The 16172-nt window shown below is 36.3% G+C and carries 16 protein-coding genes; 5 read left to right on the top strand and 11 right to left on the bottom strand.

The window, feature by feature from the left end:
- The first annotated feature begins 51 nt into the window (after positions 1-51).
- Complete coding sequence (locus tag AAJG31_RS14865) at positions 52-891, top strand: YitT family protein (RefSeq protein WP_036079667.1); 840 nt, start codon at positions 52-54, stop codon at positions 889-891.
- Between the two features lie 263 nt (positions 892-1154).
- Here AAJG31_RS14865 and AAJG31_RS14860 read toward each other — a convergent pair whose 3' ends face one another.
- From AAJG31_RS14860 to AAJG31_RS14845, 4 genes are all read right to left on the bottom strand, one after another.
- Positions 1155-2063: a D-alanine--D-alanine ligase gene (locus AAJG31_RS14860; protein WP_054549702.1), complete on the bottom strand. Its 909-nt coding sequence runs from the start codon at positions 2061-2063 to the stop codon at positions 1155-1157.
- A gap of 12 nt (positions 2064-2075) precedes the next feature.
- The gene (locus AAJG31_RS14855) at positions 2076-3515 is read right to left on the bottom strand and encodes a PLP-dependent aminotransferase family protein (protein ID WP_279493379.1); all 1440 of its coding nucleotides are present in this window, start codon (positions 3513-3515) and stop codon (positions 2076-2078) included.
- Positions 3516-3691: 176 nt separating this feature from the next.
- Positions 3692-5146: a sodium/proline symporter gene (locus tag AAJG31_RS14850; RefSeq protein WP_279493380.1), complete on the bottom strand. Its 1455-nt coding sequence runs from the start codon at positions 5144-5146 to the stop codon at positions 3692-3694.
- An 86-nt stretch (positions 5147-5232) separates the two neighbouring features.
- Positions 5233-6114, bottom strand: a complete 882-nt coding sequence (locus AAJG31_RS14845) for a LysR family transcriptional regulator (protein WP_048393981.1) — start codon at positions 6112-6114, stop codon at positions 5233-5235.
- A 137-nt stretch (positions 6115-6251) separates the two neighbouring features.
- Here AAJG31_RS14845 and AAJG31_RS14840 point away from each other — a divergent pair, with 137 nt between their 5' ends.
- Positions 6252-6947, top strand: coding sequence for an L-2-amino-thiazoline-4-carboxylic acid hydrolase (locus tag AAJG31_RS14840; protein ID WP_048393979.1), 696 nt, complete (start codon positions 6252-6254; stop codon positions 6945-6947).
- A gap of 4 nt (positions 6948-6951) precedes the next feature.
- Positions 6952-8163 carry a Zn-dependent hydrolase gene (locus tag AAJG31_RS14835; RefSeq protein ID WP_279493381.1) on the top strand — a complete coding sequence of 404 codons (1212 nt, stop codon included), beginning with the start codon at positions 6952-6954 and terminating at the stop codon, positions 8161-8163.
- 49 nt (positions 8164-8212) lie between these two features.
- Here AAJG31_RS14835 and AAJG31_RS14830 read toward each other — a convergent pair whose 3' ends face one another.
- Positions 8213-8362, bottom strand: coding sequence for a hypothetical protein (locus AAJG31_RS14830; RefSeq protein ID WP_156181906.1), 150 nt, complete (start codon positions 8360-8362; stop codon positions 8213-8215).
- A 220-nt stretch (positions 8363-8582) separates the two neighbouring features.
- On the opposite strand from AAJG31_RS14830, the gene AAJG31_RS14825 reads away from it, so the two are divergent.
- A complete protein-coding gene (locus AAJG31_RS14825; RefSeq protein ID WP_054549707.1) occupies positions 8583-9365 on the top strand; it encodes an ABC transporter ATP-binding protein in 783 nt (260 codons plus the stop codon).
- Positions 9362-10984 carry a hypothetical protein gene (locus tag AAJG31_RS14820; RefSeq protein WP_279493383.1) on the top strand — a complete coding sequence of 541 codons (1623 nt, stop codon included), beginning with the start codon at positions 9362-9364 and terminating at the stop codon, positions 10982-10984. The genes AAJG31_RS14825 and AAJG31_RS14820 overlap by 4 nt, the downstream gene beginning before the upstream one ends.
- Before the next feature lie 62 nt (positions 10985-11046).
- On the opposite strand, the gene AAJG31_RS14815 is transcribed toward AAJG31_RS14820, so the two are convergent.
- The 6 genes from AAJG31_RS14815 to AAJG31_RS14790 all read right to left on the bottom strand — a co-directional run bounded on the left by AAJG31_RS14815 (position 11047) and on the right by AAJG31_RS14790 (position 16082).
- Positions 11047-12330, bottom strand: a complete 1284-nt coding sequence (locus tag AAJG31_RS14815; RefSeq protein ID WP_279493384.1) for a histidine--tRNA ligase — start codon at positions 12328-12330, stop codon at positions 11047-11049.
- 251 nt (positions 12331-12581) lie between these two features.
- On the bottom strand, positions 12582-13013 hold the full coding sequence (locus AAJG31_RS14810; protein ID WP_048393972.1) for a MarR family transcriptional regulator: 432 nt from the start codon (positions 13011-13013) through the stop codon (positions 12582-12584).
- Positions 13003-13284, bottom strand: coding sequence for a transporter suffix domain-containing protein (locus tag AAJG31_RS14805; protein ID WP_103118974.1), 282 nt, complete (start codon positions 13282-13284; stop codon positions 13003-13005). The genes AAJG31_RS14810 and AAJG31_RS14805 overlap by 11 nt, the downstream gene beginning before the upstream one ends.
- 146 nt (positions 13285-13430) lie before the next feature.
- A complete protein-coding gene (locus AAJG31_RS14800) occupies positions 13431-15074 on the bottom strand; it encodes a DUF4179 domain-containing protein (RefSeq protein WP_279493386.1) in 1644 nt (547 codons plus the stop codon).
- A complete protein-coding gene (locus tag AAJG31_RS14795) occupies positions 15061-15594 on the bottom strand; it encodes an RNA polymerase sigma factor (protein ID WP_066037930.1) in 534 nt (177 codons plus the stop codon). The genes AAJG31_RS14800 and AAJG31_RS14795 overlap by 14 nt, the downstream gene beginning before the upstream one ends.
- A 251-nt stretch (positions 15595-15845) precedes the next feature.
- Complete coding sequence (locus AAJG31_RS14790) at positions 15846-16082, bottom strand: small acid-soluble spore protein Tlp (RefSeq protein WP_066037929.1); 237 nt, start codon at positions 16080-16082, stop codon at positions 15846-15848.
- Between the last annotated feature and the right edge of the window lie 90 nt (positions 16083-16172).

Raw genomic sequence — 16172 nt, 5'->3', positions numbered from 1 at the left:
TATAGTATGGAATTTAAGAAAAATAAAATTTGATTTGGTGGTGTTATGTGAATGAAGAAATATGTTATCGATATTTTAATGATTATGCTTGGATCACTGCTTTTTGCCCTAGCAGTTAACTTATTTGTTATTCCTAATGATTTAGGTGAAGGTGGCGTAACAGGCTTAACGATTATTGCTTATTATCTGTTCGGATGGTCGCCAAGTATTGTCAGTTTTGTTATGAACGCAGCTTTACTTATCGTTGGTTATAAATTTTTAAATAGACAAACAACAATTTATACAATCATTGCGGTCTCATTCCATTCTTTATTTTTACATTTAACAGAAACGTGGTCTATCTCTTCAGATGAGATTATCGTCAATACAATTTTTGGTGGCGTATTTGCAGGAGTCGGTATTGGCTTGATTATCAGAGTTGGTGGTACAACAGCAGGTTCTACAATTTTAGCGAGAATCACTAACAAATATCTTGGATGGAGTATTAGCTATGGACTTTTATTCTTCGATTTAATTGTTGCTTTTTCATCCTATTTTATCATTGGTGCAGAGGCATTAATGCTAACAATTGTTATGCTATATGTTGGTACTAAGGTAATGGAGTTTGTTATTGAAGGAGTTAACCCTAAAAAGGCAGTTACCATTATCTCTAAAAAACCTGAAGACATTGCTGGACAGGTAACTGCTTATATGAATCGTGGGGTAACTGTGCTATCAGGTCATGGTTATTACACAAAGGAACAAAAGGAAATCCTGTATATTGTTATTAGTAAGCAAGAAGTTGTAAAGCTTAAAAAAATTGTCAAAGAAGTCGACAAGGATGCCTTTATTGCCATTCATGATGTAAGGGACGTTTTCGGAGAAGGCTTTATTGAATTAGCAAAATCATAAAACAGTCAAAACACCTTTTGTAGGTAACAACAAAAGGTGTTTTATGTTGTTAAAAAAGATTTCACTAGCAGAAAAAGAACTTTTGGCAAAGCGAAGTGTTGATTTACGTTCCGCCAGCGTCACTCAAATCACCATGTGCAAAAGAGTCTTTTCCTTATCTTTCATCCTAACAGTAACGATCGAATAACCAATTAGAAGTAGCTTGGAACGGATGTTCATTTTATCCTTTCACAAAAATTCTATTGGTGGTTTTGTTTTTCGATTTACCTATTTCTATCAATCTGTAAAGAGCTTTGGATAATGCTGTCTAATAGTGCTGAATAGCTGATTCCCGCAGCAAGGGCACTTTTTGGTAGTAGGCTATTTTGCGTCATGCCAGGCAACGTATTAACCTCCAACACATAAGGAACGCCATCCTTAATTAACATATCTACTCTTGCGTAGACACTGCATCTTAAAGCCTTGTAACTGATCATCGCAGCCTTTGCCACTCGGTCATGAATTGCAAGTGGTAGTTCCACAGGCTCCTCCACGGTAGAAGCATCGTCATATTTTGCCTGGTAGTCAAAAAATACTGCTGTATGTTTGATTGACAGGACTGGCAATAGCTGTTCATTGAGTATTGGGCATGTAATTTCGTCACCAATCAAATACTGCTCAATAATGATTTCGTTATCCCACTTAAATACTTCTGCAACCGCAGCCAATAAGGCACTCCGATCATGGACAATTTGAACACCCACACTAGAGCCGCCAGCATTTGGTTTAACTACAAGTGGATAACCCATAAGCTCTATATCCTGCAAGGGCAACTCCTCTTCCTTTATGAGATGCACCCAATCTGGAGTTGCGACACCTTCATATCGAAGGATTTTTTTTGCCATATTTTTATCCATGCACAAACTACTTGCTAGAAGACCGCTTCCTGTATAAGGAATACCCAACGTTTCTAGTACCCCCTGAATCGTACCATCTTCCCCGAACTTACCGTGAAGTGCTAACAAAGCCACATCAATATCACCTACCTTGTCAATTACCTCTTTGTTGTTATCTAATGTGATTGCCACAACTTCGTATTTTTGCTTATCTAATTGAGTGACCATTTCCTTACCTGTCATGATGGAAACCTGCTTTTCAGAGGAAGTACCACCCATAATTACGCCAACCTTCATTTTTTCAACTCCTCATAACGTTTTCAATGTATCACCAATAATTTGAATACCTCGAACAATATCGTCATCTGCTAAACGGGAAAAACCTAAACGAAATGTATTACTACCTCTTCCATTTGTATAAAATACATCACCTGGATAAAATACAACGCCCTTGTCATAGCATTTCTCAAGCAACAATCGTGCATCTACGTCCTCTTTTAGTTCTATAAAAAGGTGAAGCCCCCCATCCCCTGTTATCCTGCTATAGGGAATGTATTGGATACAAGCTTGACGGGCAAGCTCATATTTTTTCTTGTAAACAAATCTTGCTTTCTTTAAATATTTTTCAAAGTAACCATCCTGTAAATATTGATATAACACTGCCTGATCCAGTGTTGATGTATGAATTGTTCGAGCTCTTTTCATACTTTCCAAGCTATCAATTAACTCCCTATCTGCTAAAATCCAGCCAACACGTAAGCCAGGGAAAAGAATTTTAGAAAAGCTACCAATATAGACAATGTTATTACCTATACCGCTAAAAGCGATTAGTGGTGCCAAATGCGAGCTTGAATACCTTAATTCCTCATTAAAACCATCTTCTATAATGGGTATTTGATATTTGGAAAAAAGCTGAAAAATAGCACTCCTTTTCTCGGAGGAAGTGACAATTCCTGTTGGATTATGATAGGACGGGATAAGATAGGCAAAATCAAAGTCCTTATCTGCTAATGTTTTTTCCACCTGTTCCATGTCAATCCCGTCATCTTGCATATCGATGCCATGTACGTCTAACCCATGCAAACTGAAAAGCTTCAATGCTGCATGATGTGTAGGATTTTCACATAGTACACGCCCTGATTTTTTAGCTAAAGAGGACAATAAAATATCTAGACCTTCTGTAAAACCATTTGTAATTAAAATATCTTTATTAGAAATGTCCACACCTTTCATCTCCATATAGCTAAGAAGGTGGTCAATTAAGGGCTTATAGCCCTTGGCATAGCCATAGTTTAAGACAATATCTCCTTCAATGGACATCCTTGTGAGAAATGCCCTTTTGAAATTTTCAACATCAAAAAGCTTTTCTTCTGGAGCTATACTAGTAAATGAAATCATGCCTTTTTTCCAGTGTATATCTTGTCGTATTAAATCAATTTCATCAGCTAATAAAGTTGTTTCATTCAGCCTTTGTTTCCAATCTATTTCAATAGAAGAAGTTTCCAATGTAGTAACCTTTCCGATAAAATGCCCTTTTCCTTTCACTGCATAGATGATGCCATCTAGCTCTAATTCGGCATATGCGTTCAGCACCGTGTTTCTACTGACCGCTAATAACTTACTAAGTTCACGGGTAGATGGAAGCTTTTGATGTTCCAACAGATGCCCCTTGACAATCATGTCTTGAACATAATCCTTCAATTGTACATAAACTGGTCGTTCATCCATAAGCTTAAAATCACTAAACACTTCCTAACCCCCTTGCTTCATTTTTGCATAAACCATGATAACCAAAAAGGTCCACACATTATGTAATTTCCTGTTAGAGTGGTTGCTCTTCTTTCTATCATATTTCAATAGGGTCATAAGCATAAAAAGAAAACTCCTCTTTTGAGAAATATATCAGCAAAAAAGGAGTTTTATTATTATTTTAAAATATAATCCAGACCGTTTTCCTTTTTATCAGGACATACTAAGGACACCACAACTCCAACAATTAAGCAAATAAAGAATGTCGCTGCCTTGGCTGACACTACAGCCTCCATAGGTGACAGGGACCATACAATCGCACTAATAAAACCGACAATAATTGTAGCAATAACCCCAATGCCTGACACACGTTTCCAGAAAAAGATTAAAAGGATCACAACCGAAAATGTATTGCCAATCCCTGCCCATGCAAAGGATACTAAGCTATAAATTACAGAACCTGATTTGAGTGAAATGATAATACCCACAATCCCACTAATAACAGCCACTAGACGCGAAAGGTGAACTAATTTTTTGCTAGAAATATTCCAACGTAATGTTTTATGAATTATATCCTCACTTATCGATGTTGTGATGACTAACAATTGAGACGAAGCCGTTGACATAATAGCTGCTAAAATACCAGCCACAATAATTCCCGCAACCCAAGGTGGTAAAATTTCAAATACCATATGTGGCAATATCATTTCAGGATCTTCAATAGAACCTTGCTTATACAAAGTGGAGGCGAAAATCGCAGATAAAAAGGCACCCACATAGACAATTAATGTCCAAATAATCGCCATATTACGGCCAGTAATTCGCTCTTTTTCAGTCGTAATAGCCATAAAGCGAGAGCTCAATTGAGGTTGCCCCCCAAGCCAGCCAAAGAACCAGGATAGATTTGTAAATAACATCGCCCCTAAGGCAAGTCCATTTAAGCCTCCAACCCAACTATCCGCACCATTGCCCATTTGAGCTAGCTCTGTTGAAATGCTTAAACCTTGATGTTGAATTTCCATATAAGCTGCAATTGGAACAATAACAAACGAGATCAGCATTAAAAAACTTTGGATTGTATCTGTCCAAACAACGGACATAAATCCTCCCATACATGAATAGGCAATTATTATTGCTCCAATAATAATTGTTCCCCAAGTGATGTTGAGTCCTGAGAATGAATAAATCGTTTTACCCATCCCGGAAAATTGAGCTGCTAAATAGCAAACAAAGAATAACACCATTACTGCAGAAGCTAACCAACGAATTATATCTGCGTGCTTTGGAAATTTAACAGCAATATAATCTGTTAGGCTATTCACCTTATATTTTTGTTGCTCTGTCATAAAGCGCTTTGATAAAAATAGCCATGATGCAACAACGCCTAAAAGCATGCCAGATAAAATCCAAATGCCTGACAGCCCAGCCACATAAATAAAGCCAATTGCCCCTAAAAACATATAGGCTGATTCACCCGTTGCACGTTCAGAAAAGGCTAACGCCCAGCCCGGTAGTTTATTTCCCCCTAGAAAGTAATCATTATGTGATAAATCTTTTTTACTGAAGTATATCCCTACTCCTAGCATAGCGAGTAAATATATAAATATTTCAACATAAACAATTGTATGCATATACCCAAAGTCCTCCATCTGATTAATCTAAACAATCCCAATTGGTTTTATCAGATAATAGTTCGGTTTTTTTTAATTGTCAATAACTAATTTTGTAAAAAGGAGGCAAAGTATTTCGATATTTCTACAAACTTTAAAGCTCCTGGAGAAAGATGAATACTGTGTTTGTGTGCAATTCCAACCTGTCTAATATATGCTTGATAAAATTTTTTTCTAATCAGGTTACTTGGTGCATGTAGTAAAAGCGAGTTCGGCACAACAGAAATGCCTAAATTTTCATTGACCATTGTCAAAATGACTTGGTCAACTGATAATTCATAGACTACATTGGGATGGATTTTATGTTTAGCTAAGATCCTTGATACATCTCGATCAATCGTACGTTTAGGCATAATCCAGCGTTCATCCTGCAATTGCTCTAGAGAGAGCCTCTCTTCCTTCGCCAATGGATGCTCCTGTGCCATAATGCAAACAAGCTCATCATTAAAAATCGCATCGAATACAAGATGTTTAGAATTTGGTTGCACTAAAAAACCGATATCGACAACGCCATTATGAAGCCATTCTTCGATTTGATCATAATCTCCCTCCATCAAACGTATTTGTAGGTCTGGATGATGCTGTTCGAAATACGCTAAAACCTTTGGTAATAAGACCAGAGAAACACTTGGTAGAATACCAACCGATAACGTCCCCCCAATGAGATTTTTTAAATTTGCTACAGAGGTTTCAAGCTGCTGTTGTTGCTGCAATATTTTTGAGATGTGTTCGTAAACAATTTTCCCCTCACTCGTTAAAACAATATTATTGCGGTTTCGAATAATTAGAGAAAGCCCTAATTCTGCCTCTAAATTACTAATCGTATGACTGATTGAAGACTGTGTGAGATTGAGCTTTAAGCCTGTTTCTGTAAAATTTCCTGTATCGATAAGTGTATGGAAAGCAATATATTGTGCTAATGTAGCCATGCTATTCTGCTCCTTTTATGATTTTTTTTCATAGTTGATTGTGTAAATATTCATTTGATTTAAATTATTTGCCACCTCTATAATAAAAATAAAATCCAAGTAAATCAATATGATTTGTTGATGAGGGGGCTCATAAAATGGCAGAGGAAAGATTAATGATGAAGGCTTTATCTATGGACATAATTACCGCAAAAATGTTTACAGAATTACATCTCTCCATTACAGAGCAGTACGGAGAGCATGGTCGGAGATTAGTACAAAAAGGCTTAGAGGCGTTTGGTTTAAAGGATGCTGAAGCCATGGCGAAAAAAGCAACAGCAGAAGGGGAAAATCATACTTTCTTTGAATACTTACCCCAAATCGTTGTAGGTGAAGAGAAGTTTGCTGATTTAACACCGTTTGCTCGATTTTCTAAAATGTTTGCACAGATTGCCAAGCCAGTTGTAGATGAATATGGAGAAGCTGGTGAACAAGTGATTATGCGGGCAGTAGAACGTTTTGGTCATAAGCGAGGCCAAGGTATTGCTCAACGTGCTCGCACAAACGGTCTAGAAAATTCCGTGGAGCATTATTTAACTAACTATGATATGGGTCGCAGTGATTTGTTTGAAATCGATACAGTTTATAAGGAAAATGAGGTTGAACAAACGTTTACTCACTGCCCATTAGGTCAACAATGGGCAGATGATGATATGGGTAAATATGGAATTTTGTATTGTAAAGTCATCGACCCCTCTATTGCTAAAGGGTACAATAAAAGCCTAGAGGTGGTACATGATCAATTTGTTTTACGTGAAGGACAGTGCCACTTCCAATTCCAAATGAAAGAGTGATGTCATGATTAACGGAGTTAGGCTCGTACAGCATCTTCAAGACTTAAGTCAAATTGGTCGTAATGAAAAGACAGGTGGCATTAACCGCTTCTCGTTCACACCAGAAGAAAAGCAGGCAATTGAGTTAGTCACAACTTATATGGAACAAGCAGGTATGAATGTCACAATCGATGCAGTTGGAAACCTTATTGGTACATATGGTGAAGGAAATGAAACCATTATGCTAGGTTCTCACATCGATACAGTACCAGAGGGTGGCAAATATGATGGAGCATTAGGGGTGCTAGCAGCTATTGAAGTGGTACATACTATGCATGAGCAACAGTTGATACCCTCTAAAAAAATTCAAGTTGTCGCTTTTAAGGATGAGGAAGGAACAAGATTTGGCTTTGGGCTCCTTGGCAGTAGTGCAATGGCTGGTCTTTTAACAGAGGAGCAATTACAGCATACAGATGAAGCTGGCATTTCCATCGAAGAAGCCATGAAAGATTTCCATTTATCACCTTATCCTTTAACACAAGTGCATCGTAATGACATAAAAGCTTATTTAGAAATGCATATCGAGCAAGGAAAAGTGTTAGAAAATGAAGACCTACCAGTCGGTGTTGTCACAGGTATTGCAGCCCCATTATGGTTAGAGGTAACCGTAACGGGTGTCAGTGAACATGCTGGTGCAACACCTATGCCGATTCGTCAGGATGCTCTAACTGCAGCAAGTGAAATGATTTTAGCTATTGAGCAACTATTAACCAATACAACAGATTCCGTTGCAACGGTTGGTAAGCTAACGGTCTCCCCAAATGGGACAAACGTTATACCAGGTAAAGTTACGTTCTCGATTGATCTTCGTGATATTGACGAAAATAAAGTAAGTGCATTAGAGCAAGAAATTATGCAACAGCTTCAACAAATTGCTGAACGAAGACATGTCTCATTGGCTTCCAAAGTATTACAGCGCATTAAGCCTGCAAAAACCGATGCCTTACTACAACAGCAACTTACTACAAGTATTGAAAAGCAAGGTATACGTCCTTATTCTCTCATAAGTGGTGCTGGGCATGATGCAATGAATATAGCTGAAATTGCCCCGATTGGGATGCTATTCGTCCGTTCAAAGGATGGTATTAGTCACAATCCTTTAGAAGACAGTTCAGATGAGGATATTATTGTAGCAACTAATATTTTTTATGATACAGTTGTTGAACTTGCTAAATAGACTACTATATAGAAGAAAGCCATTCTCTAATTTTTTTAGAATGGCTTTTTTAATTTTTTCCATAACCTTCATTTTTAGCTTGAGTAATCACCTTTTGAATAAAAGGCTCTTTTTTCAGGGTATATGTTGGGCGAATCATATTGAAAAAGATAGCCCAATTTGGTTTATAGTCAGACAATACCACTTCAATTTTTTTCATGTGTCATTCACCTCACTTTTTTGAAATAAGCCAACTATAAATAAAGCGTATTTACCTTAAAATAATAAATCTATTTCGTTTTTAAATTTCCCTTTATATAAGAAGATCTCTCTATTTTTGATTGAACTGGTTTCATTTTAGCATAAGGAATATTATCTCTTTTAATATGATATAGTGTAATTATGGTTAATTTTCCAAAATAATTGAAAGGGGCTATAAAATGGAAGAGATTTTAACAATTACGAATTTAACGAAGAGTTATGGAAACAAGGAAATTTTGAAAGGGATTGACCTTCACGCAGCTAGAGGTGAAATCATCGGTTATATCGGCCCCAATGGCGCGGGTAAAAGTACAACTGTAAAACTTATTCTAGGGCTAGAAGGTGATTTTGGTGGCGAAATTAAGCTCTTTGGGAAAAGCATAGGACAAGACCAAATTGATTATAAACGGCGAATTGGTTACGTCCCTGAAATCGCTGATGTTTATGATAACTTAACAGGCTATGAGTATTTAACCTTCATCGGCCAGCTATATGGATTAGAGCTAGAGGAGGCGGCTGACAAATCCAAATCACTAATGGAACTGTTTGGAGTTGGTGAAGCATACCATTCTAGAATTTCTTCCTATTCTAAAGGCATGCGTCAAAAACTACTAATTATTGCAAGCCTTATACATAATCCAGACCTGCTATTTTTAGATGAACCAATCAATGGCCTAGACGCAAACAGTGTCATGATTTTTAAAGAAATCTTAACGCAACTAGCTGCCAATGGAAAGACTATATTTTACTCATCACACATTATGGATGTCGTTGAAAAAATCAGTAGCCGCATCATTTTGCTGTATGATGGAAAAATTGCAGCGGACGGAACATTTGCCCAATTACAAGCAGATAATACTGAAGGAACATTAGAAAGAATTTTTAACCAGTTAACAGGATTTCATGAACATCAGGAAATCGGAGAAAAATTTGTGTCCGTCGTTCGTGGGGGACAATTATGACAGATTTCAAAACGCTACGATTGCTTGATAAGTTCCGATGGCTTTTTATAAAAATGGGCATTGATTATGACATGATGAGAAAAATCCTCCATATAAAATTAACAATGGATGAACGGAAAGTACCTACCCTATTCAATCAAAACAAAAAGAAAGACAATCAAAAGTATGGCTACATTAAGTCTCTATGGATTTATATGTTATTCGGGCTTATACTCATCCCGCTTATGGGATTTGGTCAAAATTTTCTATTTCAGATGAGTATCGCCTTTGCAATGATCATCTTTTTGATTATGACTTCATTGATTTCTGACTTTTCTTCTGTGCTTTTAGATGTACGAGATAAAAGCATACTTTCAACTAAGCCTATTTCAGCTAAAACAATTAATGCAGCAAAATTTATGCATATTTTTATTTATTTATCCTATTTAACATTGGCCCTAACAGCCATCCCTCTAATAGTCAGCCTTTTTACTCAAGGTATTGTGTTTTTTATTTTAACAGGTCTTGAGATTCTATTAATGAATTTATTTATAGTTGCCATCACAGCCATTTTATATATTGCCATTTTACGCTTCTTCGATGGTGAAAAGCTGAAGGATATGATTAATTATGTACAAATCGCTTTATCTCTAATGCTGATGATTGGCTACCAAGTTCTTATTCGATCCTTTGAATTCGTCAATTTAGATATGGTAGTATCGTTTCATTGGTGGAACCTCTTCTTAATACCGATGTGGTTCGCTGCCCCTTATGAACTCATACTGCATGGTGACACATCCTTATTGACAGTCATTTATACCATCTTAGCAGTGATTGTACCTATTATTTCGATTTGGATCTATATTAAACTCATACCAACCTTTGAACGCAATCTCCAAAAACTGCTAAGTACAAGTAAGTCTAAAAAGGAAAAGAACAATCGACTAAAGTCGTTTTTATTAACCATTGTGTGTAGAACACACGAGGAACGAGCTTTCTATCGCTTCGCAGCTCTGATGATGAAGCAAGAGCGAGAGTTTAAGCTAAAGGTCTACCCATCTTTAGGCTTTTCATTTATTATTCCCTTTATTTTCATGTTTACTTTTAGCAGAGGGGAAGAAGTCGATTATGCTAGTAGTATGAGCTATTTAAATATCTATTTTAGTATGATGATTATACCATCCGCTGTCCTTATGCTTGGTCACTCTGCTAAATATAAGGCTGCATGGATTTATAAAACGCTACCGCTTAAAGATTATACAGATTTACAAAAAGGTAGCTTAAAGGCATTTTTAATTAAATTGTATACTCCGTTATTTTTAGTACTAAGTATAGTCTTTAGCTATATTTATGGTATTCGAATTATCCCTGATTTACTAGCTGTTTTGGTAACAAGTTGGTTATATACCATCCTTTGTTTCGTCATGATGACAAACAAATTACCCTTTACCAAACCCTATGATGAAGTTAATGATGCGCAAGGCTGGAAGATTCTTTTGTTATTGCTCCCTTTAGGTTTACTTGTAGGGCTGCACTATGTAATAGCTAGTCAGATAACATACGGCTCTACTATATATTTCATTGTGCTTTTCTTCATCAACATCTTGATATGGAAACTGGTTTTTAAATCGAAAAAATAACCAAAAAACGGCTCAAATCCTATAATAGAGTGGGATCAGCCGTTTTTTCCATGCTATGGTGTTTAAAAGATAAATGCAACGATTTCTTCCTCACCGCTTTTCATATCTTTTATTTTATACATATTTTGATTGACCTCGTTATCTCCTAATACAATAACCTTTGGTGTGTTTTCACGATTGGCTTTTTCCATCGCCTTTTTCACTTTTTTCCCACTTAGCTCAACTTCTATCTTATATTTTTCTCGCCGTAATGCAGTTGCTAGCTTTAGTGCCTCTTTTTCTGTTCCCAGAGGAATAATATAAATATCCACGCTAGGAGCGTTTTGCTCTGTTTTTCCCGAAAGCTCCAATGCTGTATAGATGACATCTAAACCAAATGAAATACCAACAGTAGCATAGGTTTGATTTGTCTCTAAAAGGCCACCAATAGCATTGTCATAGCGTCCCCCACTACCAATACTTGAGCGGATTGTTCCATCTGCTAAAAAAATTTCATAAATTGTTCCTGTGTAAATTTCAAGTCCCCTCGCTAAAAATGGATTGAAAATACATTGGTCACTTATTTCAAGTGCCTCTAAATAAGAAGTTAGTTCCATTAATTCCTGTAAACCTTGTTGTAAAAAGACATTCTCGGTCGCGAATCCTTCAAAATACGCCATACTTATTTGAGGACGTTCATCTAAAAAGTGCTTTATTTTATGAATACTATTATCTGATAACCCCAATGCCTTCAATTCTGCGAGTATTGTTTTCTCGTCTATTTTTTCAATCTTATCTAATGTTAAAATAACTCGATTCATTTGTTCCTGTTCAACCTCAAATAATTGCAGTAAACCAACTAAAAGCTTGCGATTATTATATTGGAGATTAATTTTAAGTTTAAGCTGATTAAAGGCATCTATCGCCATCATCATTAGCTCCGCCTCAGCAGCCTGTGATTCTACCCCAACAATATCTACATCACATTGTGTAAATTCGCGAAAACGACCAGCCTTGATGGGGCCATCTCGAAACACTTTGCCAATCTCATATCGTTTAAATGGCATAGCAATCGCTGGATTCATCGCTACAACTTTTGCAAATGGAATTGTTAAATCATAGCGTAACGCTAAATCTCGCTCACCTCGATCTGTTAATGTATACATCTCCTCTAAAATCTCAGCACCACCAGCATATTTAGAAGCCATCAACTCTGTATAGTTAAGAATAGGTGTTTCTAACGGCTTGCAGCCATAGGCTATAAATGTATCTTCTAACGTACGTCGTATCACACGACGAGTAGCCTCTTGCTCTGGTAAATAATCTTGTGTTCCTCGAACATTCTGATAGTCCATTATTTTTTTCATCATAATCTCCTCCTCATTTTTTGAGCAATAAAAAAACCGTATAGCGATAAAGCTTCAAATCAGCTTTATTTATACGATTACATGAGAAATAGTCTTCCTATTCAATATTAATAAGTTAATAAAGATAGCAAGACTAGTGATGATGATGATGTTTTGTTGTGAATGATTGGACAAGAGTAATGACCATGTTTATTCCCCCTTTTATATTAAGGGTTACTATAAGACACACCCAATAGAATGTCAAATTTTTTCTAAAATTCACACAGTATTTTTTTCATTTTTTCTAGAGTAGCTAACATTTCAGCTAACTCTTCAGTTGTTAAGTGAGCATGGTACTTTTCTGTAATCTGTTGATTAAAGGCTTCGACTTCCTGTTTATATAATAGACCCTTCTCACCTAATTCAACAGAAAAGGCACGCTTATCCTCCTCATGCTGCCTTTTCATTATATAGCCATCCTGTTCAAGCTTGGTTAATTGCTGACTCACTGCACTTTTTGTAATAGCCATTTTATCTGCTAGTTCTGAAGGCGAGCAGGATGGATGACGCATCACTAATGTTAAAAGAACATATTGCTGATTATTTAAGGAGAAATTAGTATAAGCCCTTTCCATTTTCTCAAGCATGATCCAAATATCTTCAATGGTTTGATTTATTTGCTCCGCTACCTGGTTATTCTTCATTTTTTTGAGTGTCACCTTTTTCTCGCCATTTTTTAGGATTTAGATAGCTTTTAAATTTGTTGGCTACTTCTTTTCCAACAAGTAAAGCACCAAGCCAAAATAAGATTTCAGCCAAAATAATACTTCCTGGTATTATCCCTGCCTTTACTTTTGTAGGTATCGGTGTGAAAGGTGTAATAATTGGGATTAACCATAAAGAAAGTGAAAAGATAATAATGCCTAATCCAAGCTTATAAGCAAAAGATTTTTGTGTTTTTTCGTTAGAGGTCATGTATCTTCTCCTGTACAATAATTAATTTATTTAAGTTAACTAAACTATATGATACATTTCTTTTTATGTAAAGCTTTTTAATCTTTATAACAAAAATCCCATCTATTTGAATAGTGAGAGTCAAATAGATGGGATTACTAATTTAGTTATTTTCCAAATGTAAGGGGTATACGTAGCTCTGCATCTGGATAATTCGTAGTATATTTCCAAATATAAATATCAAGATCTTTATCTTTAAAATTCTTATACTCATCCATCTGCTTATTATTTTCATCACCAAGTATGCGAGTCATCATAGGCATTCCATAATTTCGCTCTTTATGATCTAGATAATAAGTCTGAGAGACACCACCAAATGTAGGTTCAGTGCTAAAGGATTCCACATAGAGATTGCTATCTTTCTTATAGTAAGTCCATGTAATTGAATACTCTCCAATCGTAGATGTCTTACTTTGAGGTGTATCTGATATATCAGTCAAATGAATCGGTTGCTCGTCACCGTCTTTTATATCAACACGATGTTTAGCTACCAATGCCACAGTTTGATTCGCTAACGAGGTCACATCCACTCCAGTCAATTCAAAACGAAGTTCGGTTTTATAAGGCTCGTTTTCTATATCCCATCTACCTCCATCCAAAAGTACGCCACCAATATCCAGCTGATAGTCCATGTAAGGAATATGTGCATATTTTTCCTTATGGGTCAGTATTAAACGTACCTGTGTTGGAGTAACTTTCATTTCATGAATTACTATTCCATTAGATGCATTTTCTAAAGGAATATTGACGACTTTTTTAAATGATCCCTTGTTTAATTGTTCTTTGGATAAATTCATCTCTATATTCCAATTATCCTTTGCAATATCTAATGTATGTTCATAAGTTAGTTGGAACTTTGTATCCTTCGCTCGTAAGCTGTCTGAAGTGAAAATTTGCTGACTAAAGTATTCACCAGTAGCACCAGGAGTTCCAAAAACAGGTGTTTCCGCTTCTTTAATAGTCTGATTTTTATCATCTAGCGCCTTAATTCGTACCCATTTGTTCTTCATTTCAGAATCTGTAAATTGAACCGCTGATTGAAGCATTACTTTCCCGTCTGATTGTTCAAAGGTTTGTAGAATTACATTGTCAATTCCATCCTTTTGAATGGTGAAATTCTGCGTATGAGAGTCATTAGGGTTGTAATTAATAGGCAGTTCTTTACCACCAATAGAATGAATATTCTTCATTAAAAATTTAATGTCTGACTTCTGATTATCTGCCACCCAGTCTGTCTCAAAATACCCTTGGAAAAGACCAAGATCTTCATTCCAGCGATGTGAGTAATTCCCTTGAATAAAATCACCATTAGAATCTTGAAGTCCGATTTGATCAAAACTCACATTCATTCCATCCCAAGAGGCATCAGGTTTCAAACTATACAAAAGAAAGGTTCTGTTATCATCGATAAACGCCGTATGTACGGTCAACGTAAACCCATCCTTCGTAACGGATTTCTCAATCGTCTGCCCTAAGCCCTGGTCTAATGCCGACTGAATACCAGCTCTATAAGATAGAATAGTTGACCAATCATAGTTCAGTGCTGCATAGACAGGTGTAGCCATTAGAGCAACAGCTAATCCTGCGACCAAAACAAATCTCTTCCTTTTTCGAGGTAGAAGTTCGATCGGTTCATTTACCATTTTTAGTTCATCCTGCTGGATACCATTCCACATTTGTTCAAAGTCAGGATACTTCATGTTATGGTCTGCGTTCATCTCTTTTTTCAATTTCTTTTCAATGCGTTCCAAATTGATTCTCTCCCTTCAACCATAAATTTTGATTTTTTTCTAGTTTTTTGCGCATGATTTTCAATGCCTTATGGAGTCTCGATTTCACTGTTCCCACTGGAATCTTTAGCGTTTCCGCAATTTCCACTAATGATAGCTCACCAATGTAGCGGAGGGTGACAACAGCCATTAACTTTTCTGGTAACTGTCTGAGTAGTGCCTCCCACTCCTCCTCAGCTGCCTTCTCCAGTACAATGGTGTCTACAGATTTAACTGATGCCGTAGTTTGCTCCTGTAGCAACTGTACCTGACTCACTTTTTTTAACTGAGCCTGCTTTCTTTTAAGCAAATTTAAACATTGATTCATCGCAATCCGTAAAATCCAAGCACGTGTATGCTCTACACTTCTCCAATCCTGACGAAAGACGGTGACAAATACATCATGGCAGAGATCTTCCGCATCTTGGGCATTCCGTAGCATATAATAACAGGTACGGTAAACATCTTTGTTGTATGAATCGAATAATTCACGTTCTGTCAATCCAAGGCACTCCTTTCTGATGGTTCTACGTTATAAACAAATGACTACTTGAAAAGGTTCATTTTTTTAAGAAATTCATATACGTACTTTTTTAATTTAGTGTTTATGTAAAAAGATCCAGTTAATGTACAAAAAAACAGATGGCAATAGAGGTCCGTTATGGAACATCTAATCCATCTGTTTTTGGCTATTGGGAAATGGTGAGCGAAGGCAATATCATGAATCACATTTGATTCTTCTAGAAACTAATTTTAAACTTCACCTTTTTTTCGTGCTGTCATTTCATCTTTCATTTCATCTTTTAAAGCTTCAATTGACTGTTTACGTCGCTTATTTTTTTCCTTTAGCCTGTTACTTTCTAGAGGATCTGCAAATTCCATACTAATTTCTGCTTCCTGCACTTTCTCCTCAGTATTTTTAACAATATCACGAATGCGTTCAACATTATTGGAGCGATCATCTGGTTTTCGATGTCTTGAATTAGCCATGTTAACCTCCTCAAATTATGACATAAGGTTATTTTGGAATGATTTTATCATTATATGAGTGCTAACTTTTACTAAAATAACATCCTTTAA

It is taken from the genome of Lysinibacillus sp. BS3 (assembly GCF_039614735.1).
Taxonomy (GTDB): Bacteria; Bacillota; Bacilli; order Bacillales_A; family Planococcaceae; genus Lysinibacillus; species Lysinibacillus capsici.
The sequence above is the reverse complement of the archived record's forward strand: the minus strand, read 5'-3'. Positions and strand labels throughout refer to the sequence as shown.

Coding starts and splice junctions, on each gene's coding strand:
- AAJG31_RS14865 (WP_036079667.1), top strand. CDS start 52: ATGAAGAAATATGTTATCGATATTTTAATGATTATGCTTGGATCACTG.
- AAJG31_RS14860 (WP_054549702.1), bottom strand. CDS start 2,063: ATGAAGGTTGGCGTAATTATGGGTGGTACTTCCTCTGAAAAGCAGGTT.
- AAJG31_RS14850 (WP_279493380.1), bottom strand. CDS start 5,146: ATGCATACAATTGTTTATGTTGAAATATTTATATATTTACTCGCTATG.
- AAJG31_RS14845 (WP_048393981.1), bottom strand. CDS start 6,114: ATGGCTACATTAGCACAATATATTGCTTTCCATACACTTATCGATACA.
- AAJG31_RS14840 (WP_048393979.1), top strand. CDS start 6,252: ATGGCAGAGGAAAGATTAATGATGAAGGCTTTATCTATGGACATAATT.
- AAJG31_RS14835 (WP_279493381.1), top strand. CDS start 6,952: ATGATTAACGGAGTTAGGCTCGTACAGCATCTTCAAGACTTAAGTCAA.
- AAJG31_RS14830 (WP_156181906.1), bottom strand. CDS start 8,362: ATGAAAAAAATTGAAGTGGTATTGTCTGACTATAAACCAAATTGGGCT.
- AAJG31_RS14825 (WP_054549707.1), top strand. CDS start 8,583: ATGGAAGAGATTTTAACAATTACGAATTTAACGAAGAGTTATGGAAAC.
- AAJG31_RS14820 (WP_279493383.1), top strand. CDS start 9,362: ATGACAGATTTCAAAACGCTACGATTGCTTGATAAGTTCCGATGGCTT.
- AAJG31_RS14815 (WP_279493384.1), bottom strand. CDS start 12,330: ATGAAAAAAATAATGGACTATCAGAATGTTCGAGGAACACAAGATTAT.
- AAJG31_RS14810 (WP_048393972.1), bottom strand. CDS start 13,013: ATGAAGAATAACCAGGTAGCGGAGCAAATAAATCAAACCATTGAAGAT.
- AAJG31_RS14805 (WP_103118974.1), bottom strand. CDS start 13,284: ATGACCTCTAACGAAAAAACACAAAAATCTTTTGCTTATAAGCTTGGA.
- AAJG31_RS14790 (WP_066037929.1), bottom strand. CDS start 16,082: ATGGCTAATTCAAGACATCGAAAACCAGATGATCGCTCCAATAATGTT.